Annotated in this window: 25 protein-coding genes and 1 tRNA gene; 17 read left to right on the top strand and 9 right to left on the bottom strand. The window is 59.2% G+C overall.

Features of this window, described 5'->3' with window-relative positions; genetic code table 11:
- Window positions 1–319: 319 nt before the first annotated feature.
- The 4 genes from HGP12_RS02035 (at window position 320) to HGP12_RS02020 (ending at window position 3,986) form a co-directional block, all read left to right on the top strand.
- On the top strand, window positions 320–925 hold the full coding sequence (locus tag HGP12_RS02035; protein WP_168838880.1) for a transglutaminase-like cysteine peptidase: 606 nt from the start codon (window positions 320–322) through the stop codon (window positions 923–925).
- 318 nt (window positions 926–1,243) lie between these two features.
- Window positions 1,244–2,014: a hypothetical protein gene (locus HGP12_RS02030; protein ID WP_168838879.1), complete on the top strand. Its 771-nt coding sequence runs from the start codon at window positions 1,244–1,246 to the stop codon at window positions 2,012–2,014.
- Window positions 2,015–2,131: 117 nt separating this feature from the next.
- Window positions 2,132–3,613, top strand: a complete 1,482-nt coding sequence (locus HGP12_RS02025; protein ID WP_168838878.1) for a serine hydrolase — start codon at window positions 2,132–2,134, stop codon at window positions 3,611–3,613.
- A gap of 97 nt (window positions 3,614–3,710) precedes the next feature.
- On the top strand, window positions 3,711–3,986 hold the full coding sequence (locus HGP12_RS02020) for a hypothetical protein (RefSeq protein ID WP_075856917.1): 276 nt from the start codon (window positions 3,711–3,713) through the stop codon (window positions 3,984–3,986).
- 12 nt (window positions 3,987–3,998) lie between these two features.
- Here the strand turns inward: HGP12_RS02020 and HGP12_RS02015 are convergent, their stop codons facing one another.
- Window positions 3,999–4,433, bottom strand: a complete 435-nt coding sequence (locus tag HGP12_RS02015) for a DUF1489 family protein (protein ID WP_168838877.1) — start codon at window positions 4,431–4,433, stop codon at window positions 3,999–4,001.
- Window positions 4,434–4,492: 59 nt separating this feature from the next.
- Window positions 4,493–5,902 carry an L-serine ammonia-lyase gene (locus HGP12_RS02010; RefSeq protein ID WP_168838876.1) on the bottom strand — a complete coding sequence of 470 codons (1,410 nt, stop codon included), beginning with the start codon at window positions 5,900–5,902 and terminating at the stop codon, window positions 4,493–4,495.
- Window positions 5,903–6,102: 200 nt separating this feature from the next.
- Here HGP12_RS02010 and HGP12_RS02005 point away from each other — a divergent pair, with 200 nt between their 5' ends.
- From HGP12_RS02005 to HGP12_RS01995, 3 genes are all read left to right on the top strand, one after another.
- On the top strand, window positions 6,103–6,795 hold the full coding sequence (locus HGP12_RS02005; protein WP_168838875.1) for a DUF599 domain-containing protein: 693 nt from the start codon (window positions 6,103–6,105) through the stop codon (window positions 6,793–6,795).
- 64 nt (window positions 6,796–6,859) lie between these two features.
- A complete protein-coding gene (locus tag HGP12_RS02000) occupies window positions 6,860–7,849 on the top strand; it encodes a heparan-alpha-glucosaminide N-acetyltransferase (RefSeq protein WP_168838874.1) in 990 nt (329 codons plus the stop codon).
- Between the two features lie 12 nt (window positions 7,850–7,861).
- Complete coding sequence (locus HGP12_RS01995; protein ID WP_168838873.1) at window positions 7,862–8,335, top strand: isoprenylcysteine carboxylmethyltransferase family protein; 474 nt, start codon at window positions 7,862–7,864, stop codon at window positions 8,333–8,335.
- Window positions 8,336–8,357: 22 nt separating this feature from the next.
- Here the strand turns inward: HGP12_RS01995 and HGP12_RS01990 are convergent, their stop codons facing one another.
- Entirely contained in the window at window positions 8,358–8,750 is a 393-nt protein-coding gene (locus tag HGP12_RS01990; protein ID WP_168839169.1) for a MerR family DNA-binding transcriptional regulator, read from the bottom strand.
- 319 nt (window positions 8,751–9,069) lie between these two features.
- Between HGP12_RS01990 and HGP12_RS01985 the strand changes: the two genes are divergently transcribed.
- The gene (locus tag HGP12_RS01985) at window positions 9,070–9,564 is read left to right on the top strand and encodes a peptide deformylase (RefSeq protein ID WP_168838872.1); all 495 of its coding nucleotides are present in this window, start codon (window positions 9,070–9,072) and stop codon (window positions 9,562–9,564) included.
- Between the two features lie 59 nt (window positions 9,565–9,623).
- Here HGP12_RS01985 and HGP12_RS01980 read toward each other — a convergent pair whose 3' ends face one another.
- Window positions 9,624–10,160, bottom strand: coding sequence for a hypothetical protein (locus tag HGP12_RS01980; RefSeq protein ID WP_168838871.1), 537 nt, complete (start codon window positions 10,158–10,160; stop codon window positions 9,624–9,626).
- Window positions 10,161–10,787: 627 nt separating this feature from the next.
- Window positions 10,788–11,504 carry a lipoyl(octanoyl) transferase LipB gene (gene lipB / locus HGP12_RS01975; RefSeq protein ID WP_168838870.1) on the bottom strand — a complete coding sequence of 239 codons (717 nt, stop codon included), beginning with the start codon at window positions 11,502–11,504 and terminating at the stop codon, window positions 10,788–10,790.
- Between the two features lie 238 nt (window positions 11,505–11,742).
- On the opposite strand from lipB, the gene HGP12_RS01970 reads away from it, so the two are divergent.
- The 3 genes from HGP12_RS01970 (at window position 11,743) to HGP12_RS01960 (ending at window position 12,578) form a co-directional block, all read left to right on the top strand.
- Window positions 11,743–11,827: transfer RNA gene (locus HGP12_RS01970), tRNA-Leu, on the top strand.
- A gap of 304 nt (window positions 11,828–12,131) precedes the next feature.
- Complete coding sequence (locus HGP12_RS33900; protein ID WP_120664072.1) at window positions 12,132–12,347, top strand: hypothetical protein; 216 nt, start codon at window positions 12,132–12,134, stop codon at window positions 12,345–12,347.
- A 78-nt stretch (window positions 12,348–12,425) separates the two neighbouring features.
- On the top strand, window positions 12,426–12,578 hold the full coding sequence (locus HGP12_RS01960; protein WP_168838869.1) for a hypothetical protein: 153 nt from the start codon (window positions 12,426–12,428) through the stop codon (window positions 12,576–12,578).
- A gap of 18 nt (window positions 12,579–12,596) precedes the next feature.
- Here the strand turns inward: HGP12_RS01960 and HGP12_RS01955 are convergent, their stop codons facing one another.
- Window positions 12,597–13,019, bottom strand: coding sequence for a helix-turn-helix domain-containing protein (locus HGP12_RS01955; RefSeq protein ID WP_168838868.1), 423 nt, complete (start codon window positions 13,017–13,019; stop codon window positions 12,597–12,599).
- Window positions 13,020–13,239: 220 nt separating this feature from the next.
- Here HGP12_RS01955 and HGP12_RS01950 point away from each other — a divergent pair, with 220 nt between their 5' ends.
- The 6 genes from HGP12_RS01950 (at window position 13,240) to sugE (ending at window position 19,489) form a co-directional block, all read left to right on the top strand.
- Window positions 13,240–14,175, top strand: a complete 936-nt coding sequence (locus HGP12_RS01950) for a DMT family transporter (protein WP_168838867.1) — start codon at window positions 13,240–13,242, stop codon at window positions 14,173–14,175.
- A gap of 81 nt (window positions 14,176–14,256) precedes the next feature.
- Window positions 14,257–16,266 (top strand): acetyl/propionyl/methylcrotonyl-CoA carboxylase subunit alpha, encoded by a 2,010-nt coding sequence (locus tag HGP12_RS01945; protein ID WP_168838866.1) that lies wholly within the window; start codon window positions 14,257–14,259, stop codon window positions 16,264–16,266.
- Between the two features lie 160 nt (window positions 16,267–16,426).
- Complete coding sequence (locus tag HGP12_RS01940) at window positions 16,427–17,554, top strand: S-(hydroxymethyl)glutathione dehydrogenase/class III alcohol dehydrogenase (protein WP_168838865.1); 1,128 nt, start codon at window positions 16,427–16,429, stop codon at window positions 17,552–17,554.
- A gap of 74 nt (window positions 17,555–17,628) precedes the next feature.
- On the top strand, window positions 17,629–18,069 hold the full coding sequence (locus tag HGP12_RS01935) for a YaiI/YqxD family protein (RefSeq protein WP_168838864.1): 441 nt from the start codon (window positions 17,629–17,631) through the stop codon (window positions 18,067–18,069).
- Window positions 18,070–18,189: 120 nt separating this feature from the next.
- Window positions 18,190–19,026 carry an S-formylglutathione hydrolase gene (gene fghA, locus HGP12_RS01930; protein ID WP_168838863.1) on the top strand — a complete coding sequence of 279 codons (837 nt, stop codon included), beginning with the start codon at window positions 18,190–18,192 and terminating at the stop codon, window positions 19,024–19,026.
- 148 nt (window positions 19,027–19,174) lie between these two features.
- A complete protein-coding gene (gene sugE / locus HGP12_RS01925) occupies window positions 19,175–19,489 on the top strand; it encodes a quaternary ammonium compound efflux SMR transporter SugE (RefSeq protein ID WP_168838862.1) in 315 nt (104 codons plus the stop codon).
- A 10-nt stretch (window positions 19,490–19,499) separates the two neighbouring features.
- Here the strand turns inward: sugE and HGP12_RS01920 are convergent, their stop codons facing one another.
- The 3 genes from HGP12_RS01920 to HGP12_RS01910 all read right to left on the bottom strand — a co-directional run bounded on the left by HGP12_RS01920 (window position 19,500) and on the right by HGP12_RS01910 (window position 22,072).
- Window positions 19,500–19,886, bottom strand: coding sequence for a DoxX family protein (locus HGP12_RS01920; RefSeq protein ID WP_168838861.1), 387 nt, complete (start codon window positions 19,884–19,886; stop codon window positions 19,500–19,502).
- A 137-nt stretch (window positions 19,887–20,023) separates the two neighbouring features.
- Window positions 20,024–20,416, bottom strand: a complete 393-nt coding sequence (locus tag HGP12_RS01915) for a DoxX family protein (protein WP_168838860.1) — start codon at window positions 20,414–20,416, stop codon at window positions 20,024–20,026.
- A gap of 123 nt (window positions 20,417–20,539) precedes the next feature.
- Window positions 20,540–22,072: an acyl-CoA carboxylase subunit beta gene (locus tag HGP12_RS01910; RefSeq protein WP_168838859.1), complete on the bottom strand. Its 1,533-nt coding sequence runs from the start codon at window positions 22,070–22,072 to the stop codon at window positions 20,540–20,542.
- Between the last annotated feature and the right edge of the window lie 100 nt (window positions 22,073–22,172).

The following is a 22,172-nucleotide window of genomic DNA, read 5'->3' as shown; positions in this document are numbered from 1 at the left end:
GCCTGGATAGGACGTATGCGCGATTGCCATGCTTCATTCTGGCACGCTTTCCGTCGTAGGCGGCCCCTCGACGTTAAGAAATCCGTTTCGAAAAGTCCTTTCAGCGCAGCACGATGCAGGATTTGGCCCTCCCATATCCAATACCGAAATCACTCAAATTTTAATCGAATTTTCCGCGAACTTGAATCAAGTTTTCTGCGTGTTTTATGAAAGTTTGATCCAGATTTGAATAAACTAAGTCCTTAATTTGACTGCGCAATTTTGCGCCGGATAAAAACATGCGTGTCATTCTGATCCCAATAAAAACAGGGACAGGGACATGAACTTTCAATTCGCAATTCGCGGCTGCGCCGCATTGATATTCGCCACTCTTGGCTTCTTCGGTCTCGCTCAGGCCGCGCCCGCCAACATGACGATCACCGGCGATGCGGCTCCTCCGATCGGCCACTATGAGTTCTGCAAGGAAAATCCGCGGGAATGTGTCTATGCCGGCGGCGATGCCGGTCCGATCATCCTCACCCAGGACAGCTGGAAGACGATCCTGAAGGTCAACTACACCGTCAACACGACGATCAAGCCGGTGACCGATATGGAACTTTACGGCGTCGAAGAGAAATGGGCCATCCCCACGACGGCCGGTGACTGCGAGGATTTCGCTTTGCTGAAGCGCAAGCAGCTGATCGATGCCGGCTTCTCGCCCTCCGATCTGCTGATGACCGTCGTGCTGCAGCCGAACGGCGAAGGCCATGCCGTCCTGACGGTCCGCACCGATCGCGGCGATTTCGTCCTCGATAACATGCGCAACAAGGTGAAACTCTGGTCCGAGACCGAATACACCTTCCTCAAGCGTCAGTCCGCTGACGATCCGGCCCGCTGGGTCAAGATACAGGATGGCCGCGCCGTCGCAGTCGGCAGCTTGAAGTAAGCCTTCCGCACACGATCGTCGGCGTCGATGATCAAAGTCTAAGGCCCGGTCTCGTCCCCTGAATTCTGTCCAGACCGGTGCCTTTGAGCCGTTCCCACTGTCCCGGGGAACGGCTCATTTTCATTGAGCAGCGCCCTCAAAGCGGTCGCGGAGAATTTCCTCAGAATTAACTGTGCCGTTAGCATGGCTTGCGATGTATATTTAACCGTCGGTTAACCATCGTGACGTCAATCATTCTTTCCAACGAGACTCATCAAGTCACACGCCGCGCGGCTTGGCCATCGATGACGGCGGGCGGAAGGAAATGAAGGCAACAGCATGGCTCATCCCCTGTCATCCGCCTCAATGATCGAAGAAAGGCCGCTGATCTCAAGCGGTGTCGTTTATCGGCTCACGGCAGGCGTTGCCGTCCTGGCTGCCCTTACGGTTGCCATATCCATCGGCGGTCACTGGCTTGGCGGGAAAATATCGTTGGCCGGTCATACGATCGATGCCAAACCCATCTCCGTCACGATCGGTGACGACACATTGCATTTGGCCGCGAATACGATCCGCTTCCCGAGCGAACGCGTGAATGGCGCTGCCGAGCGCATCGACCTCTATCTGACTTGGCCACAGATGCAGGGGTACAGCGAAGTGGATCGGCTGCGCTTCGATGATATCTCCCAGTCGTCGTCGTTGATCTTCCTGCAGGTCAGCCAGAGCACGATGTCCCGCGACATGTCCGGCAGGTTGGCGCCGATCTACTCGCAATTGATGGACGGCGCCGCCTATGCCGGCCCCTTCGGTCTGACAGCACATCGGCTGCGCGCGGATGCCGGCTATAACGGCGAAGTGCTTCTGACCGCGCCGCGTTCCGGCGAATCCGATTATGTCGTGCGCTGCCTCCTTCCCTCCTCGCCGGCTCTGGCCACCAGCGGGGATTGCCAGCGAGACGTCAAGCTTGGCAGGGATTTGAGCGTTCTCTACCGCTTTTCCAGCAATCAGCTCGGGGATTGGCGCGCCATGGACGCAGCCGTCCAAAATTTCATCGGGGCGCGCCTTGAGGATAAAGCCGACGCCGTGACGGCGGCCGAGGTCGGCCGCTAAAATGGCGCAAAAACTTGAAACCAACTGTTCATCATAAACCGATTGGTAACGCTAAGCTTCTACTGTCGAACGCAACGGACGTTCATGGAGGCGGCGGCCGGATCATCGAGAATGTAAATGCAAGCAGAGAGTGATTTAGTGTCCAGATCAATTCTTTCCGTTTCGACGTCTCAAACCGGTAAGATTCTGGCGAGAGCGCTAATTGGCTTTTCAATCGCGACGGCAACGATCACCGTGACGACGGACGCGAATGCCTCCGGGACGAAATATGCGGGCATCGTCATCGATGCGAATACCGGCAACGTCCTTTACAGCGAAAATGCCGACACGCTTCACTATCCTGCCTCGTTGACCAAGATGATGACGGTCTACCTGACCTTCGAGGCTCTCGAGGCCGGGCGCATCACCCTCGACACTCCCGTCGTATTCTCCAGGAATGCGGCCACTCAGGCGCCGACGAAGCTTGGGATTGGTCCCGGCCGTTCCGTGACCGTTCGCGAGGCCATCCTCGGCATCGTCACCAAATCCGCCAATGACGCCGCCATGGCGCTTGGCGAAATGCTCGGCGGTTCGGAGGAAGGCTTTGCCCGGCTGATGAACGACAAGGCGCGCGCCCTCGGCATGACGCGCACGACCTACCGCAATCCGAACGGCTTGCCGAATACTGCGCAGATGACGACCGCGCGTGATCAAGCCCGCCTCGGCGTGGCTCTGCGTGAACATTTCCCGCAATATTACGGCTTCTTCTCAGAAACGAGCTTCCGTCTCGGCAACCGGATCATTCCCGGCCACAACCGTTTGATCGGCTCCGTGCGGGGCGTCGATGGCATCAAGACCGGTTACACCCGCGCGGCCGGTTATAATCTCGCAACCTCGGTGAAGATCGATGGGCGCTCCATCGTCGGCGTCGTCCTGGGTGGCGCCTCGACGCCGGCTCGGGACAATCAGATGCGCAAGCTGATTGCGGAGTATCTGCCTGTCGCATCGACGAAACATATTCCCTCGAATGTTATCGCGCAGGCGCCGGCTGCGGCACCCAATCTCCAGGCTGCCAGCGCGCGCATGGCCGACATGAGCCGTGCGAAAATCAAGAACGACGAGACGGCGGAAGCCACCGATACGCATCCCTCCAGCGCGGCCGCCTTTGCAGCGGTTACGCCTCAATCCACCAATCCATTGCTGTCGACGAAATCCGTCCAGCGCCCCGCCTCCGAAGAAGTCGCTTCAGTTGCGCCTTCGGATGAGGGCAATGAGGACGAGGTCGATACCGTGACGACGGCATCGACGACCAAGGCCGATGCCAGGCCCATCAAGCAGCAGCGGGCCGAGAAGTCTGAAAAAGTCGCCAAGGCCGAGCGCGAACCGACCGGCTGGGTCGTTCAGATCGGCGTTTCCTCAAGCAAAAATGGCGCGAATGATCTGCTCGATACGGCGAAGAGCAAGGGTGGCAAGGCGCTTCGCTCGGCTAGACCTTACGCGGTCGCCTTCGATGGCGGCTATCGCGCCCGCTTCGGCGGTTTCGACGATCAGGGCGCGGCGCTCAATGCCTGCAAGGCGCTCAAGCGCGCTGGCGTGAAGTGCTGGGCAAGCATGGAATAGGAATGCAGATTGGCCGGGCTTTGTGTCTCGCCCGGCTTTCCGGTCCCGAATGTCAAACGGGCCGGCCCTGAGTTTGTAACGTGTACGGGGTTTTGAAATGGCAATGAACGAGAACTTTCCCGGTTTCTCGCTCGATAGCGGGGGCAAGATGAAACAGAAGAGCTTTGCTCTTCATCCGCTGCATGAAGCGGCGATGCGACTGGCGGACCTTGGTCTCAGCCGCTCGCGCTCGCGCAACAAGACGAAAGACCTGATCGGCATCCTGCTCTGCCACGGCGCGCGCGCCTGGCGCTACTCGCAGCCGGAAGCGCATATTCATCTGCACATCACCGCGCCAACGGGCCGTGCGCCGATCATGATGCGGCTGCGCTGAGCACCGCCTGGCCTAAAGCAATCCAAGTTCGGAGAGTTCCCGCCTGAGATCGGCGGGCAATTCAGCCGCAGCGCCCAAGCTGTCGAGGTCGCGGGGCACATCGTCCTGCGGCAGATAACGCCAGCCCTGAAACGGGCGTCGCGGCTGCCCGGTGGTTTCGACGACGCTCGGATCGAGAATGAGCCGGCAACGATGAATACCGTCCGCGTCGGTGAAGGTCTCGATCCCGAGAAGCTTCTGCCTTGCCTGCACCTGCCCCTTGATCACCCAATAGAGCGAGCCGCCATCCAGCAGCTCCTCGATCCGTTTCGGCACCATGCGTGTCGTATGGGTCGTATGCGGCTCCAGTCCGGCGGCAATGGCGTTCATTGCCCGCTCGGACACCCATTCGCGCAGATCCTCGATCGAATCCGCGCCGACACACAATTTGATGAGATGCAAAGCCATAGTGCCGTTTGAAGTCCTTTTGCCCGGCAGCGTCAAGCTTTTAGATCAGGCGTCCACACTCAGCATTCCACGACATTGACGGCGAGACCGCCGGTCGAGGTTTCCTTGTATTTTTCGCTCATGTCGTAGCCGGTCTGGCGCATGGTCTCGATGCAGGCGTCGAGAGGCACGAAATGCTGGCCATCGCCCTTGATCGCGAGCGAGGCGGCGGTGACCGCCTTGACAGCGCCAAGCGCGTTTCGCTCGATGCACGGCACCTGCACCAGGCCGGCAATCGGATCGCAGGTCATGCCGAGGTGATGTTCCAGCGCGATTTCCGCGGCGTTTTCGATCTGCTCCGGCGTTGCGCCCATCACTGCCGCAAGCCCCGCAGCCGCCATGGCCGCCGCCGAACCCACCTCGCCCTGACAGCCGACTTCAGCGCCGGAAATCGAGGCATTGTGCTTGATGATGCCGCCGACGGCGGCTGCCGTCAGAAGATAGTTGCGAATGCCGTCCTGATCCCAATCCTCGTGGAAATGCTGATAGTAGCGGATCGTCGCCGGGATGACGCCCGCAGCACCATTGGTCGGCGCCGTCACCACGCGTCCGCCGGCCGCATTCTCTTCGTTGACCGCCATGGCGTAGACGCTCAGCCAGTCGTTGGCGAGCAGCGGGTTGATGCGGTTGCTGCGCCATTCCTCCTGCAGCTTGTCATGAATGGCGCGCGCGCGCCGGCGCACCTTCAGGCCGCCGGGCATGATGCCGTCGACCTTCAGGCCGCGATCGATACAGCTGCTCATGGCAGCCCAGATGCGGTCGAGGCCGGCATCCAGCTCCTCGGCGCCCATGCGCGTCTCTTCATTGGCGCGCTTCATCTGGGCGATCGAGAGGCCGGAGCGCTCGGACATTTCGAGCATCTGCTTGGCGCTGGCAAAGGGGAAGGGAATGCGCTCGCCCGAGGCAGCCGGCTTCTTCTTGTCCGCCCGCATCTGCTCCAGTTCCGTATCGGTGACGACGAAGCCGCCGCCGACGGAATAGTAGATGCGCTTCACCAGCAGGCGATCATCCTTGTCGAAGGCGGAAAAGCTCATGCCATTGGCATGACCGGGTAGCGGCACCTTCTTGTCGAAGATAAGATCGGTCTTGGGCTGGAATTCATAGGCGGGATGGCCCGGCGGCGTGATGCGCCCGCTGCGCTCGACCTCATCGATGGTGCTATCCATGTGGTCGGGATCGACGCTATCCGGCCGTTCACCCATCAGGCCGAGAATAACCGCCCTGCCCGTACCATGGCCGATGCCGGTATGGGCGAGCGAACCATGCAGGCTGACCTTGATCGAGGCGACATGCACATTCGAGGACGGGCGCGGCCATTCGTTCGACAGCAGCAGGTCCAGGAAGCGATTGGCGGCCGACATCGGCCCCATCGTATGCGAGCTGGACGGCCCTACACCGATCTTGAACACATCGAAAACTGAAAGAAACATGGACCTTTGGTGCCTCCCAGGCAAATCGATTTCCGGCAAGGCTACGCTATTGCGGTAAGCTTGCACGGCGATTGGCCGACATCGGATTTCATGGCAGCGACATTACATATAGGCATTCGGGGAAGCAAACAGAAGGCCATTGCGCGCCGTCCGCGCTGCGCTACAGTTCACATCGGATTGGTCCTGGAGAATCTGCCTTTATGACGACTGCCGACTATGTCGCCCTCGCCCTGTTCATCTTTCTCTGGATCGCGCTGAACTGGATCACCACTAGCGCCCGCTTTTTCAATCGTACCAGCCTGACGCTGGCGATGAACGAGCGCCGGCGCGAGTGGATCTACAATTCATTGCGCCGCGATCTGAAGATGATCGATACGCAGATCCTCTCCGGCCTGCAGAACGGCACGGGCTTCTTTGCCTCTACCTCGATCTTCGCGATAGGCAGTTGTTTCGCCCTCCTCGGCGCCACCGACAAGGTCAACGCTTTCTTCTCCGACCTGCCGTTCATACTCAATGGCGGCCGCGCCGCTTTCGAGATCAAGGTGACGGGACTGGCTTGCCTGTTCGGCTATGCCTTCTTCAAATTCGGATGGGCCTATCGTTTGTTCAACTATTGCACCATCCTTTTCGGCTCGTTGCCGATGCGTGAGGAAGCCATTCTCGATCCGCTCGGCGCCGAACGGGCGGCGGAGCGCGTGGTGCGCATGAACATCATTGCGGCGCGCAACTTTAATGCCGGCCTGCGGGCGATCTTTCTGTCGATCGGCTATCTCGGCTGGTTCCTCAGCCCTTATGTCTTCATGGCGACCACTACATTCATCATCATCGTGCTGATCCGCCGACAGTTTTTTTCCGATGCCCGTCTGGCCATCATGGATGCCGATATGCAATGACAAGGCCGCGTCGGCTCGGACCGGCGCAGCATATATTTGAGTTTATGCCTGGAAGGACCCCACGATGGCCGTGATCGCGGAGAGCGTCGATGCCCCCCGAAAAACACCTCGCATCGGCATTCTGGATACGGCGCGCGGCTTGGCCCTTCTGGCCATGGCAAGCTATCATTGCACCTGGGATTTCGAATTCTTCGGCTATCTCGATTCCGGCACGGCTGAAACGGGCTGGCTGAAACTCTATGCCCGCGCCATCGCCAGCACTTTCCTGTTCCTGGCGGGCTTCAGCCTCGTGCTCGCCAATATGCCGGAGATCCGCTGGCACTCCTATTGGCGACGGATGGGCATGATCGTCGCCGCGGCCGCGGCGATTTCGCTTGTCACCTTCATCGGCATGCGTGACGAATGGATATTCTTCGGCATACTGCACAGTATCGCGGCGGCAAGCCTCGTCGGGCTGCTGTTCCTGCGACTTCCGGCATTCGTCACCCTTCTCATTGCAGCCTTGCTGACGGTCGGCATCGTCATCGACAATGTCATCGCACCCCTGTCGCTGCATTCGAGCTTTTTCGATGCGCCGTGGCTCTGGTGGGTCGGGCTCTCCGAGAATCTGCGGCGCTCGAACGATTATGTACCGCTCTTTCCATGGCTGGCGCCATTCCTGTTCGGCCTTGGCATCGCGCAATTGGCCACGTCCCTCGGCTGGCTCGAGCGTCTGGCGAAATTCGGCCCCGGCCGCAATCTGATCGCCCGCGCCGGCCGCCACAGCCTCATCGTCTATCTGGTCCACCAGCCCGTCCTGTTCGGCCTTGTCTACCTGCTGTCGCTGGTTGCGCCGGCGGCGCCGCAGGATCCGGCGGTTGGTTACATCAGGCAATGCGTGGCTTCTTGCACGCGGTCGGGCAGCGAAACCATGTGCCGCAGCTTCTGCCAATGCACCCTCGACAAGTTACAGGCCCAGGATCTCTTTAAACCGTTGGAATCCGGGGCGATCAAAGCAGATAGCGATGAACGCGTAAGCCGAATCGCGATACAATGCACGGATGAAGCGCAATGACAGGGTTATTCCATGAATGCCTATCGTTCGAAGTCGCTAAGTTTTCCGTGGTCGCCGCTGCTCTATAGCCTTGCCGTCCTTATGGCACTCTATATCCAGCGGTTGTATCCATTGCCCCTGCCGTTCATCTGGGCGCTCGCTTCATGGGTCGTCGGCGCGATCCTGACCGCCGTCGCGGTGACGTTGAACGTTTGGGCCGTCAAGACGCTGCTGGAGAGGCGAACGACCGTCTTGACCCAACGCTGCAGCGCGCATCTGGTGACCACGGGTCCCTTTCGCTTCACGCGCAACCCGACCTATCTAGGTTATACCCTGCTGACGGCGGGGCTCGGCCTGATGATCGGCAATCTATGGTTCGTGGCGATGGCGGCAGCGGCGGCTGCTTTGACGACATTCCTCGTCATCCGCTGCGAGGAGATGCATTTGCTCTCGCGCTTCGGCTGTGAATTCGAATTCTACTGCAAGCACACGCGCCGCTGGGTATAAGGCGCTGGCAGTTGGCCCATGATCAGGTCCCGACGCCGATTTCGGCGAGACGACCGAGACAGGCTTCCTCGACATTGTCGAGCTCGCTCAGCGTATCGTCGATATCCTTGCGCTTCTGGCGCAGCTCGTCGCGCTTTTCGTCGACGCGCTTCATCAGCAGCTTCAACTGGCCGATCTCGCCCGGCGGCTCCCTGTAGACCTGAATGATCTCGCGGATTTCGGCGATGGTGAAGCCGATGCGGCGGCCACGGAGGATTTCGGCAATGAGGCGTCGGTCGGCGGGCCGGAACAGGCGCGTACGCCCCTTGCGCTCAGGTTGAATGAGACCCTCGTCTTCATAGAACCTCAGCGTCCGGGTCGAAACCCCGAATTCCCGAGTAAGTTCTGTTATGCTATAATATCCGTCGACCAAGATTCCGCCCCTATCTGCTGCCCACCATAATATTGACTTTTACGTAATAGTCAATTTTGACGGGTTTGCAGCCCGTTGTTTCCTAAAGCGCGTGGAGCGCGCCCCGTCGGGCCGCGAGGATAACCAGGGGAAATATCAGGTAAATTCGATAGCAATGGCGGCCAGGAAGACGGATGCCGCCTGGCCGGCTCAGTCCGAATCGGGACGACAGAAGCGATAGAAGAGATAGCTGATAAATCAGCTATCGAGGCGGTGGTAATATCGCCAACCCGCCCTTATCGTGGGTATCCACATATGTCCTTTCATTCGATAGAGAGTGTCGTTGCCCGCCCGCCCGATCATCCGCTTCCCGGATCCGCTACTGCGAATCGCCTGTTCTCCCGTGACCATCTTCGACGACGATCTGCGAATGCTCGTCGGCGACCTGCTGGATACGATGCGCGCCGCCCCCGGCGTCGGCATCACCGGCCCGCATATCGGGGTCCTCAAGCGAGTCGTGGTGATAGAACTTAGCCGCGATGATGGCGTGCGCACCTATATCAATCCGGAGATTCTCTGGTCCTCGGAAGAGACCATGCGACATACGGAGGGCAGCGTTTCCATGCCTGGAGCGACCGAAGAGATCGTCAGGCCCAAATCCATCCGCTTCCGCTATCAGAATGTCTCCGGCGAAGTGCATGAAGCGGAGGCGGAGGATTTTCCGGCCATCTGCATTCAGCACGAGATCGACCAATTGGATGGCATCTTCTGGCTTCAGCGGCTTTCAAGGCTCAAGCGCGATCGCCTTGTAAAGAAATGGGAAAAGGCGCGAGACTAAGTTTGCAAAACAAAACGGGCGCCAAAAGGCGCCCGTTCTGCAATTGGTTGGATACGCGATCAGCCCTTGAGCTTGGAGTTGCAGAGGCTGTAGTAGCCGCCGCCCTTCTGGATCCACTTCAGGCCGCCGAGCGAATTGCTGGTCTTGGCGGCGTTGTATGCGTCGACGCAGGTATGGAAGCGGCCCTTGCCGGGCGTCTCGGTGGCATACTTGGGATCGACCTTTGCCGGGAACGTCACGCCGGCCGGAGCAGCCGTCGTCGGCTTTGCCGGCTCGCTTGCCGGCGGCTTCATGGCATCGGGCTCGCTGGCGTCTACCTTGGCGGCAGCGGTCGTCTTCGCAGTCTTGGAAGGTGTCGTTGTGGCCGGCGCGGTGGTTGCCGGCGCAGTCGTGGTGGTGGCGCTGGCATCGGCGCTGCACTGCGTCGCGCGGAAGTCGTTCCACTTTTGGCCGTTCAAGGTACCAGCGGTCTTAGCCGCCTGGTATTTGGCGCTGCACTCTTTCATGGTTAGCGCAGAAGCCGAAGAAGCGAGGCCCATCGAACCTACAACTGCAAGAGACGCAAAAGACATCAACAGAATGGCACGACTAGTCATTGGCATTTCCTCCGCTCTATGACGAATGTCGAAACTATTAATCGTATCGTCCCTACCGATTGTCAATCGACGCGCGATTTCTGGGGCGACGGAAAACACCATATGCGGACGAACATGAACGCAAACTGTACAAAAATAGCCATCAAAAAGAGAGGCTTGGCGGGATCGGCAATCGCTGATGGTCTTTCGTCGGGGTGCCGGATTCATCCGGAGGTAGATAAGGCAAAGATGCCGATATGGCATAATGGCGCTCGATTATCTCACGCGCGGATCAGCGATGCGTTCGGGCTGCAATGGCATCGAACGTCAAACTGCTGATCAGCAGTGGCCGATGTCCCGCTATAGATGAAAGCGATTGTTGACGCGATACAACCTATCACGGGCTTCGGGCCTTGAAGTGCGAGCGTGTCGCCCTACTCTCTTCCCTGCAGTTCCCCTCTCTATGCCCTGGATGCTCTCCCTTCCAGGGCATTTTTCTTGGCTGGCGCGCCATGCCGCAAGACCCACCTGTCCAAAATGATTCGCCTTTCCCTGTAAGGCTGCGGCGAACTGCAGTGGTCGATCGGACAGGGCTGCTTGATCTGCCGGGCTTTCCTAGGATCGCGCGGAAGCGCTCGGGAATCGGTCCTACGCGTCGTTGACCGTCTGTCCGAAGACCTGTTCGAAGGCGTCGCGAAGGCGGATGTCGACATCGGTCATCATGACCGGCAGACCGAGATCGACGAGGCTGGTGACGCCGTAAGCAGAAATCCCGCAGGGAATAATGCCGGTGAAATGGCCGAGATCTGGATCGACGTTCAGCGAAAGGCCATGAAACGTCACCCATTTGCGTACGCGGATGCCGAGGGCTGCGATCTTGTCTTCGGTTACGGTGCCATCTGGTAGAACCGGCTTTTCCGGGCGCCGGACCCATACTCCGACCCGATCCTCACGACGTTCGCCGCGCACATTCATCGCATCGAGCGTACGAATGATGACTTCTTCAAGCGCGCCCACGAAGGCGCGGATATCCTGCCGCCGACACTTCAGGTCCAGCATGACATAGGCCACGCGCTGGCCCGGCCCGTGATAGGTGTATTCGCCGCCGCGTCCGGTCGCGAATACCGGAAATCGATCCGGCTCGATGAGATCGGCGACATCGGCGCTGGTGCCGGCGGTATAGAGCGGCGGATGCTCGACCAGCCAGACCAGCTCCGGCGCCCGCCCCTCGGCGATATCGGCGACTTCGGCTTCCATGGTGGCGACGGCCTCTTCATAAGGCACGAGTCCCTCGCTGATCCGCCAGCGAACAGGCGGCGTACCGTGGACGGGAAGCATCTGGTGGGAAAGTTCTGTGCGAAGCATATGGCAGTCCTTTGCGTGCCGCCGGCCGCTCATGTGGAAATCCAGCGCTGCCTGCGGGTTGTCCACATATGGCGCTATTCGGGCGGAAATTCAAACATCTAAGGCGTTTCCACCGCATCTGGGCTGATACGATCGGAGGAGCTGTGAAGGAATTTAAAAAAACTGACACATCGCTCTTGTGCCCCCCGAATGCTTTTGCTACATGCAGCCGCGCCGGAGCAATCCAGCCTACCACGATGCGGTCGTGGCGGAATTGGTAGACGCGCAGCGTTGAGGTCGCTGTGGGGCAACCCGTGGAAGTTCGAGTCTTCTCGACCGCACCAAAAAGAACCCGGCTTAGGCCGGGTTTTTTGTTTTTCAAACAGTGCTTTAGGCAAGCATATATTCCGCAATGAAACGGGTCGCAGAACACAACGGATATCTCTCCGCGCTGTTGAGTACTTGCTCGCTTGAAATCAGCTTTTGTCGATATCGAGCGCTTGGTGTCCCCGCCTCATATATTTTCGTATGTTCGGGGCGTTCATGCTGTTCTCCCGCCTCGATCAGCGAGAGCCGTTAGGTCTCCGCGGTTACTTGACTTCGCGCCCCTCTCTGGCACCGTGAAATTCTTCAAAAATCGGAGGATGCATGACGCCAGAACGCTTTTCCGAATGCCTTTTGCATATCCGCTGGACGCCTATCAATCTGGCGAGCGCCCTGCAATGCGACCTATCATGGGTGGAGGCAATGGAAGTTGGAAATGCCGAAGTGCCGGCCGGATTGGCAGAGTGGCTGGAAACTCTCGCACAATGCCATGAGGAGGCCGGCGTCCCGACCACGTATCGCGGACGCGGGCACGACTGAGATCGACGGAGATGAACCTGGAAAACAACGGCAGTCCGGCAAACGGCGGATAATTCACTCCAAACGGAGGGGTTTGAGATGAATGATGATTTTCGTTTGAAGCTTATCAAAATCAGAGGCGAAAAGATCGCCCATCGCGACGAACTGCTGGCGATGAAGATGCAGGGCGTGAGCGCAAAAGGCGGTGCCGAGATTATCGATCTTGACGATACGATTGCCCGCCTGAGCTAGAAATGCCCAGCTCCGCGCTCAATGCGCCACGTCCTTGCTGAGTTTGCGCAGCCGGATCTGATGATCGAGCCGCTCGAGTTGGTGAGTGGTCGCCTCGATCAGTTTGCCGATTTCCTGGTGTGCTGTTCGTAGCCGCGAAAGCTCGTTTCGGACAGCTTCCAAGGCGCGCTCGTCGCTATCCTCTCCAGGACCATCGCCCGACCCGGTCATCAACCACGCCGGGGAAACATCGAAGAGAGCCGACATCTTCACCAGGGCGGAGGGGTTGGGTTCGGCGCGATCGGATTCCCAGGCAAGCATCGTCTCCTCGCTGACGCCAAGCTGGCTTGCCAATGTTTCGAGGCTGATGCCGGCGGCATCGCGGGCCATGGACAACCGTCCGCCCAGCGTATCGTCGCCCTCATCCGAAAAAACGGTCGTCTCTTGTTCGGGTTTGAACATCGGTGCGATCCTTTTCCTGGCTGCGTCGCTGATTTTTTGTGCGGCGCGTTTATGTTTTATCCGTTTCCGAAGGCGGAGATAGGTCTAAGGACGTCATCCCGCCATTCCGATCTGTCCCAAATGGAAAAGTGTGACGTTTTGCCATGCCTGTTTCCGCGTCTTGCGATCCGCTCACGATCGCGCCTTGATTGCATGCCTCTCTCGTGTTTGATGTCTCTTCATGTCCATCTCTCCCGCCGTTTCCACACAGCAGAATCCCCTCAAAGGCATGACGATCATGGCAAGCGCCATGTTCCTGCTGCCGACGATGGATGCGATTGCCAAGTACATGGCGAGTTTCGAAGGCATGTCGCCAGGCCAGGTGACCTTCTATCGCTTCTTCTTTCAGATTGTCTGCATGCTGCCGCTGCTGGCGACCGAAACTGGACGGTCGGCATTCTCGGCAAAGCGTCCCTGGATGAACCTCCTGCGTGGCGCGTTGCACGGTGCGGCCAGCCTGCTCTTCTTCGCAGCGGTCAAATACATGCCGCTTGCCGATGTCTTCGCGATCTATTTCGTCGAACCATTCATGCTGACAGCACTTTCAGCTCTGTTTCTGGGCGACAAGGTCGGCTGGAGACGCTGGCTGGCGATCGCCATCGGCTTCGTCGGCGCGATGATCGTCATTCAGCCGAGTTTCGAGATCTTTGGGCTGAAAGCGCTGCTGCCTGTAGCCTGCGCCTTCCTCTTTGCACTCTATCTGTTCATGAATCGCGCCGTCGGCGAGGCGGATTCGCCATTGACGATGCAGGTCATGGCCGGCGTAGGCGGCACGCTGTTCATGACGGCCACCCTGTTGGCCGGGGCATCCGCCGGCATCGCCGATTTCGAGCCTTCCCTGCCCGCCTCTGCGCTCGGCCTCGCGCTTCTACTGATTCTGGGTTCGATATCGGGCTACGCGCATATGCTTGTCGTCCGGGCCTTCCGGCTGGCACCCCTTTCGCTGCTCGCCCCGTTCCAATATTTCGAGATCATTTCCGCCACCGTCCTCGGCTACGCGATCTTCGGCGATTTCCCCAATCTTTCCAAATGGATCGGCATTGCCATCATCGTCAGCTCCGGTCTCTTCATCATCTGGCGGGAGCGCGTGCAGTCAAAATTGGCAAAAGCGGCGTGAGCCAAGACAGCTTGCGCATGGACCGGCCATGCAATTTGTGGCTAAAACACTGACTGAATAGAGTATTTGGGCGGAGATTGCATGTTCAAGAAAATCCTGATCGCCAATCGCGGTGAGATCGCTTGCCGCGTGATCAAGACGGCGCGCCGGATGGGTATCCTGACGGTCGCCGTCTATTCGGATGCCGATCGGGATGCTCTTCATGTCGAAATGGCGGATGAATCAGTCCATATCGGTCCGGCGCCCGCCGCCGAAAGCTATCTCGTCGCCGACAAGATCATCGCCGCCTGCAAGGAGACCGGCGCCGAAGCGGTTCATCCGGGCTACGGTTTCCTCTCCGAGCGCGCCTCCTTCTGCGCGGCGCTGGAGAAGGAAGGCATCATCTTCATCGGCCCCAAGCCGAAGGCGATCGAGGCCATGGGCGACAAGATCGAATCGAAGAAATTCGCCAACGCCGCCAATGTGTCCACCGTGCCGGGCCATCTCGGCATCATCGATGACGCCGATCACGCCGAGCGGATCGCGGCCGAGATCGGTTATCCCGTCATGATCAAGGCCTCCGCCGGCGGCGGCGGCAAGGGCATGCGCATTGCCTGGAGCAAGGACGAGGTGCGCGACGGGTTCGAGCGCGCCCGTTCGGAAGCGAAAAGCTCCTTCGGCGACGATCGCATCTTCATCGAGAAATTCGTCGTCGACCCCCGGCACATCGAGATCCAGGTACTGGCCGATGCCCATGGCAACGTGGTCTATCTCGGCGAGCGGGAATGCTCCATCCAGCGCCGGAACCAGAAGGTCGTGGAAGAAGCGCCCTCGCCGTTTCTCGACGAGGCGACGCGCAAGGCCATGGGCGAACAGTCCGTGGCGCTCGCCAAGGCCGTCGATTATCAAAGTGCCGGCACGGTCGAATTCATCGTCGATCGCGACAGGAACTTCTACTTCCTCGAAATGAACACCCGCCTGCAGGTCGAGCATCCGGTGACGGAGCTTGTGACCGGCATCGACCTCGTCGAGCAGATGATCCGCGTCGCCGCCGGCGAAAAGCTACCGTTCAAGCAGGCGGATATCAAGCTCAACGGCTGGGCGGTCGAAAGCCGCCTTTATGCGGAGGATCCCTATCGCAATTTCCTGCCCTCGATCGGCCGTCTGACGCGCTATCGCCCGCCGCGCGAGGGCAAGACGGAAAAATCGGCCGTCCGCAACGACACCGGCGTCTTCGAAGGCGCCGAGATCTCCATGTACTATGATCCGATGATCGCCAAGCTCTGCACCTGGGCTCCCACCAGGCTGGAAGCGATTGAAGCGATGGGCGAAGCCTTGGACGGTTTCGTGGTCGACGGCATCGAACACAACATGCCATTCCTGTCCGCGCTGATGAAGCATCCGCGCTGGCGCGAGGGCCGCCTTTCTACCGGCTTCATTGCCGAGGAATATCCTGATGGGTTCGCGCCTGTGACGCCGGATGAGGACCAGACAGCACTTCTTGCCGCAGTCGCCCTCTCCTGCAGCCTGATCGAATCCAACCGCCGCGAACGCTATGCCGATCGCTTGCGTCCCACAGCCGGGCCGTTGCCGGAGAACTGGATCGTCAAGCTCGGCACGGCCTACCTGCCCGTGGCATTGCTCGAGGGTGTGGTGACCATTCCTTTCGAGATGGATATGCGGATCGGCGGCAAGATCGTGACTGTCGCAACCGACTGGCGTCCCGGCGATGCCGTCTGGGCCGGCACCGTAAACGGCCGCAAGCTGACCGTCCAGATCCGCAGCCTGCTGAACGGCCTGCGTATCGACTGGCAGGGCATTTCCGTCAGGGTCAAGGTATTCACCCCGCGTCAGGCTGAGCTCGACAAGCTCATGCCCGTCAAATTGCCGCCCGACACGTCGAAGCTGCTGCTCTGCCCCATGCCTGGCCTGGTCGTCGCCATTGCCGTTGCCGAGGGACAAGAAGTCAAGGCCGGCGAGACGCTGGCCATCGTCGAGGCGATGAAGATGGAAAATGTCCTGCGCGCCGAACGCGACCTGGTCGTCGGCAAGATCAACGCCAAGCCGGGTGAGAGCCTCGCTGTCGATGCCGTGATCATGGAATTTGCCTGATCCGGATATAGGTATCGCCACCCTTTCGGAAAAACTGAGCGGCGGTTGCTCGGCTGAAACATGACGATTGCGACGCTAAGTGTCTGATTTTGGCTTGAGTCGCCCTGCGCGCCCATGCCAATGTCGCGCGGACCAAATCATAGCAAAAAGGGATGAGATCATGGACGTTCGCGCCGCCGTAGCCATTGCCGCCGGCAAGCCGCTAGAAGTGATGACGGTTCAGCTTGAGGGGCCGAAGGCCGGCGAAGTGCTGATCGAGGTCAAGGCGACCGGCATCTGCCATACCGATGATTTCACCCTGTCGGGTGCCGATCCGGAAGGCTTGTTCCCGGCGATCCTCGGCCATGAGGGCGCCGGCATCGTCGTCGATGTCGGACCGGGGGTGACTTCGGTCAGGAAGGGCGACCACGTCATTCCGCTCTATACGCCCGAATGCCGCGAATGCCCGTCCTGCCTGTCGCGCAAGACCAACCTGTGCACGGCGATCCGCGCGACGCAAGGCCAAGGCCTGATGCCGGACGGCACCTCGCGCTTCTCGATCGGCAAGGACAAGATCCATCACTATATGGGCTGCTCGACCTTCGCCAATTATACCGTGCTGCCGGAGATTGCCGTTGCCAAGGTCAATCCCGACGCCCCCTTCGACAAGATCTGCTATATCGGCTGCGGCGTGACGACGGGCATCGGCGCGGTCATCAACACCGCCAAGGTGGAGATGGGGGCAACGGCGATCGTCTTCGGTCTCGGCGGCATCGGCCTCAACGTCATCCAGGGCTTGAGGCTGGCCGGCGCCGACATGATCATCGGCGTCGATCTCAACAATGACAAGAAGGCCTGGGGCGAGCGCTTCGGCATGACGCATTTCGTCAATCCGAAGGAAGTCGGCGACGACATCGTTCCCTATCTCGTCAACATGACGAAGCGTGGCGCCGACCAGATCGGCGGGGCCGACTATACCTTCGACTGCACCGGCAACACCAAGGTGATGCGCCAGGCGCTGGAGGCGAGCCATCGCGGCTGGGGCAAGTCGGTGGTGATCGGCGTTGCCGGCGCCGGCCAGGAGATCTCGACGCGGCCGTTCCAGCTGGTGACGGGCCGCTCGTGGATGGGGACGGCCTTCGGCGGCGCGCGGGGCCGCACCGATGTGCCGAAGATCGTCGACTGGTACATGGAAGGCAAGATCGAGATCGATCCGATGATCACCCACACCATGCCGCTCGAAGACATCAACAAGGGATTTGAGCTCATGCACTCCGGAAAGAGTGTCAGGGGCGTCGTGGTGTACTGACACTCGAAGTCGCGAAAAGAAACGTATGCGGCGCATGAGAAATACGCCGCATATAACTGAAAAGATTTGATATCATGATCTATGTCGACGCTGATGCCTGTCCGGTCAAGCCGGAGATCCTGAAGGTTGCCGAACGCCACGGCATCGAAGTGACCTTCGTCGCCAATTCGGGGCTGCGGCCGTCGCGGGATCCGATGGTGCATAACGTCATTGTCTCCAACGCCTTCGATGCCGCCGACAACTGGATTGCCGAACATGCGGGCGCCGGCGATATTGTCGTCACGGCGGACGTGCCGCTCGCCGGCCGCTGCGTTGCGACGGGAGCGCTTGTGACGGGGCCGACCGGCCGCATCTTCGACAAGACGAATATCGGCATGGCGACGGCCATGCGCGATCTCGGGGCGCACCTTCGCGAAACCGGCGAAAGCAAGGGCTACAATGCCGCCTTCTCGCCGCGCGACCGCTCCGCCTTTCTCGAAACCTTCGACCGGCTCTGCCGGCGTGCCGGAGCATGATCCCAAAAAGTGCGCAGCGGTTTTAAGATAAGATTATGCAAAATCAAAGCATTAGAGCGTAATGGCAATTAGAAGAAAGCCGTTACGCTCTAAAACTCACCAATCGCCTGGAGACCAATCGTGAACATCATTTCCCAGAACACCGCCTTCGGCGGCATGCAGGGTGTCTTTTCGCATGAATCTGAAGCCTGCAAATGCGAGATGACCTTTGCCGTCTTCGTGCCGCCGCAGGCGATTACCGAGCCTCGGCCTGTCCTCTGGTATCTTTCCGGTCTCACCTGCACCCACGCCAACGTCATGGAAAAAGGCGAGTATCGCCGCATGGCCGCCGAGCTCGGCCTGATCATCGTCTGCCCGGACACGAGTCCGCGCGGCAATGACGTGCCGGACGAGCTGACCAATTGGCAGATGGGCAAAGGCGCCGGCTTCTATCTCGACGCCACCGAGACGCCCTGGGCCGAAAACTACCGGATGTACAGCTATATAACCGAGGAATTACCCGCGCTCGTGACCAAGCAATTCCGTGCCGATATGAGCCGCCAGGGTATCTTCGGCCATTCCATGGGCGGCCATGGCGCCATGACGATCGCGTTGAAAAACCCGAAGCGCTTCAAGAGCTGCTCGGCTTTCGCCCCGATCGTGCAGCCGTCGACGGCCGATTGGTCGGCTCCCGCTCTCGAGAAATATCTCGGCAGCAACAAGACGGCCTGGAGACAATACGACGCCTGCTCCCTCGTCGAGGACGGTGCCCGCTTCCCGGAATTCCTGATCGACCAGGGCAAGGCGGACAGCTTCCTCGAAAAAGGCCTGCGCCCATGGCTTTTCGAAGATGCGATCACGGGCACCGATATCGGTCTGACGCTGCGCATGCATGAGCGCTATGATCATTCCTATTACTTTATCTCCAGCTTCATGGACGATCACCTGAAGTGGCATGCCGAACGCCTGGCAAGATGAAGGTTGCGTGGCTGCCATGCGGCTCATGCCTTGAAAAGCGCCTTCGGCAAAGGCATATACAAAATGCGCAGACGACTGCGGTGGCCGGCGAATATGACCGGCCGCAGACATCGCGGGGACGGCCTCGCTCTTAACAAAGGAGCGTAAAATGGCTTGGTTCCTGCTTTTCCTCGCTGGCTTGTTCGAAATCGGCTGGGCCGTCGGCCTCAAATATACCGACGGATTCACCCGGCCGATGCCGACGGTCCTCACCGTCATATCCATGATCATCAGCGTCGTGCTGCTCGGTCTCGCTGTAAAGACCCTGCCGATGGGCGCGGCCTATGCGGTCTGGACCGGCATAGGCACGGTCGGCACTGTTCTCTTGGGCATATGGCTGCTCGGCGATCCCGCGACGTTCGTCCGACTGCTCTGCATCGGTCTTATCGTGGCTGGCATCGCCGGCCTGAAGCTTGCCGCCTGACAAGCTGCCGTCATCGGCGCTGGCGATTGTCCAGCGCCCACTTTCCAGGGCCTGCAAACACCAAAAACAGGAAGACGAAGCAGAACAGCACTGCGCCATCGCCCTGATTGTTGGCCGGGAAGAAGTCGATCGGCATATGCACCGTGAAATAGGCGATCGCCATTTCGCCACTGAGGAGAAAGGCGACCGGGCGGGTGAAGAGACCGAGCAGGATGAGGATACCGCCTACGAACTCGATGATCGCCGCAGCGAAGAACAGCGTCGTGATGGCGTAAGGTGCCGGCGGAAAGCCGAAGAGCTTCTGCGTACCATGTTCGATGAATAACAGGGCAGTCATGATTCGCAGAATTGTGAGGACTGCAGGCTGGTATGGCGAAAAGCGCTCGAAAAACGACATGAAGATCTCCGTTCGAAGGGGAATGCGAAGGAGATCCTGCCGAAAATGCTCTCGCTCCGCTGACAACGGGGCAAACACGCGAGAGGCGGATTTATTCGCCGGACCCAGCGATCAGCCAGGCCCGGCGACGAAGCGGATTACTTCTTGCTATTGTCGATCGCCAGAAGGCCCGGACCTGCGAAGATCAGGAACAGGAAGATGAAGCAGTAGAGGATCGCTGCGTCACCGCCATTGTTGGCCGGGAAGAAATTCTTGGGCGAATGCGCCATGAAATAGGCGACCGCCATATTGCCGCAGAGAATGAAGGCAACCGGACGGGTAAAGAAGCCAACGATCGTCGCCAATCCGCCTACGACTTCGATAATCCCCTGAACCAAGATCAAGGTCGGCAAGGGGCTAGGAAATTGACCGCCGGCCGGAAAGCCAACGAGCTTCTGCAAGCCATGTTCGATGAACAGCAGGCCGGTCATGACACGCAATACAGTAAGAGCATAGGGCTGATATTGGGTCAGCCGATCGGAAAGCGCCATTTTAAACTCCAGTTTTAACTCCCCCTGGAGGAAGCATTAGTGCGGACAGTCGCGAACGTGAAAACACGGCTTTTGACACTCAATCAATTTTTCGTGTGATATCCGTGGCTTGTTGTCACAGACTCACAAGGGGATGTTGTCGTGCTTCTTCCAGGGATTGGTCAGATCCTTGTTGCGCAGCATCCTCAGCCCCTGCGCCAGCCGCCGCCGTGTCGAACGCGGCATGATCACTTCGTCGATGTAGCCGCGTTCGGCCGCCACGAACGGCGATAGGAAGCGATCCTCATACATCTTGGTATGCGCTACAATCTTTTCCGGGTCGGCGATATCCTTGCGGAAGATAATTTCCACCGCCCCCTTGGCACCCATCACGGCGATCTGCGCCGTCGGCCAGGCATAGTTGAGATCGCCGCGCAGATGTTTCGAGGCCATGACGTCATAGGCGCCGCCGAAGGCCTTGCGGGTAATGACGGTCAGTTTCGGCACGGTCGCTTCGGCATAGGCAAAGAGCAGCTTGGCGCCATGCTTGATCAGCCCACCATATTCCTGTGCCGTTCCCGGCAGGAAGCCGGGCACATCGACGAAGGTGACGATCGGGATATTGAAGCAATCGCAGAAACGCACGAAGCGGGCCGCCTTTCGCGATGCATCGCTGTCGAGAACGCCGGCCAACACCATCGGCTGGTTAGCGACGAAGCCGACCGTGGCTCCCTCGATGCGACCGAAACCACAGACGATGTTCTTGGCGAAGCTTTCCTGTATCTCGAAGAAATCGCCCTCATCCGCGATCTTCAAGATCAGCTCCTTGATGTCGTAGGGTTTGTTGGCATTGGCCGGAATCAGCGTATCGAGCGAGTTATCCGGCTCTGTCACGGATTGATAGCATTCGATCTCCGGTACCGCCGCCGTGTTCGACTGCGGCAAGAAATCGACGAGACGGCGCACCTGCAGCAGTGTATCGACATCGTTGTCATAGGCGGCATCCGCGATCGAGGATTTCGTCGTGTGTACCGAAGCGCCGCCGAGCTGCTCGGAGGTAACGGTTTCGTTGGTGACGGTCTTTACCACATCCGGCCCGGTGACGAACATGTAGGAGGTGTCGCGCACCATGAAGATGAAATCCGTCATGGCCGGGGAATAGACGTCGCCACCCGCGCATGGCCCCATGATGATGGAGATTTGCGGAATGACGCCGGAGGCCAGCACGTTGCGCTGGAACACCTCGGCATAGCCGCCGAGTGCGGCCACGCCTTCCTGAATGCGGGCGCCGCCGGCATCGTAGATGCCGATGATCGGCGCCCGGTTCTTCAGCGCCATATCCTGTATTTTGGTGATCTTTTCCGCATGTGCTTCTGAAAGAGATCCGCCGAAAACCGTGAAATCCTTGGCAAAAATGAAAACGGTACGCCCGTTGATGGTGCCCCATCCGGTGACGACGCCGTCGCCGGCTATCTTGCTCTTGTCCATGCCGAAATCGGTCGAGCGATGTTCGACGAACATGTCGAATTCCTCGAAGGAGCCCTCGTCGAGGAAAATATCGATGCGCTCGCGCGCAGTCAGCTTGCCGCGCGCATGCTGCGCATCGATGCGCACCTGTCCGCCTCCGAGCCTTGCGACCTCGCGACGACGTTCCAGTTCCTGCAGGATTTCCTTCATGCGGTCCTCTCTCCCTCATCGCTTGGACTGGAGCATTTTCGCTTTTTTCGAATCGCGGAAGTGCTCTATCTTCTTGTTTTTACGCAATCCGGACGGAAAA

This window comes from Rhizobium sp. P28RR-XV, assembly GCF_012641385.1.
Taxonomy (GTDB): Bacteria; Pseudomonadota; Alphaproteobacteria; order Rhizobiales; family Rhizobiaceae; genus Rhizobium.
The sequence above is the reverse complement of the archived record's forward strand: the minus strand, read 5'-3'. Positions and strand labels throughout refer to the sequence as shown.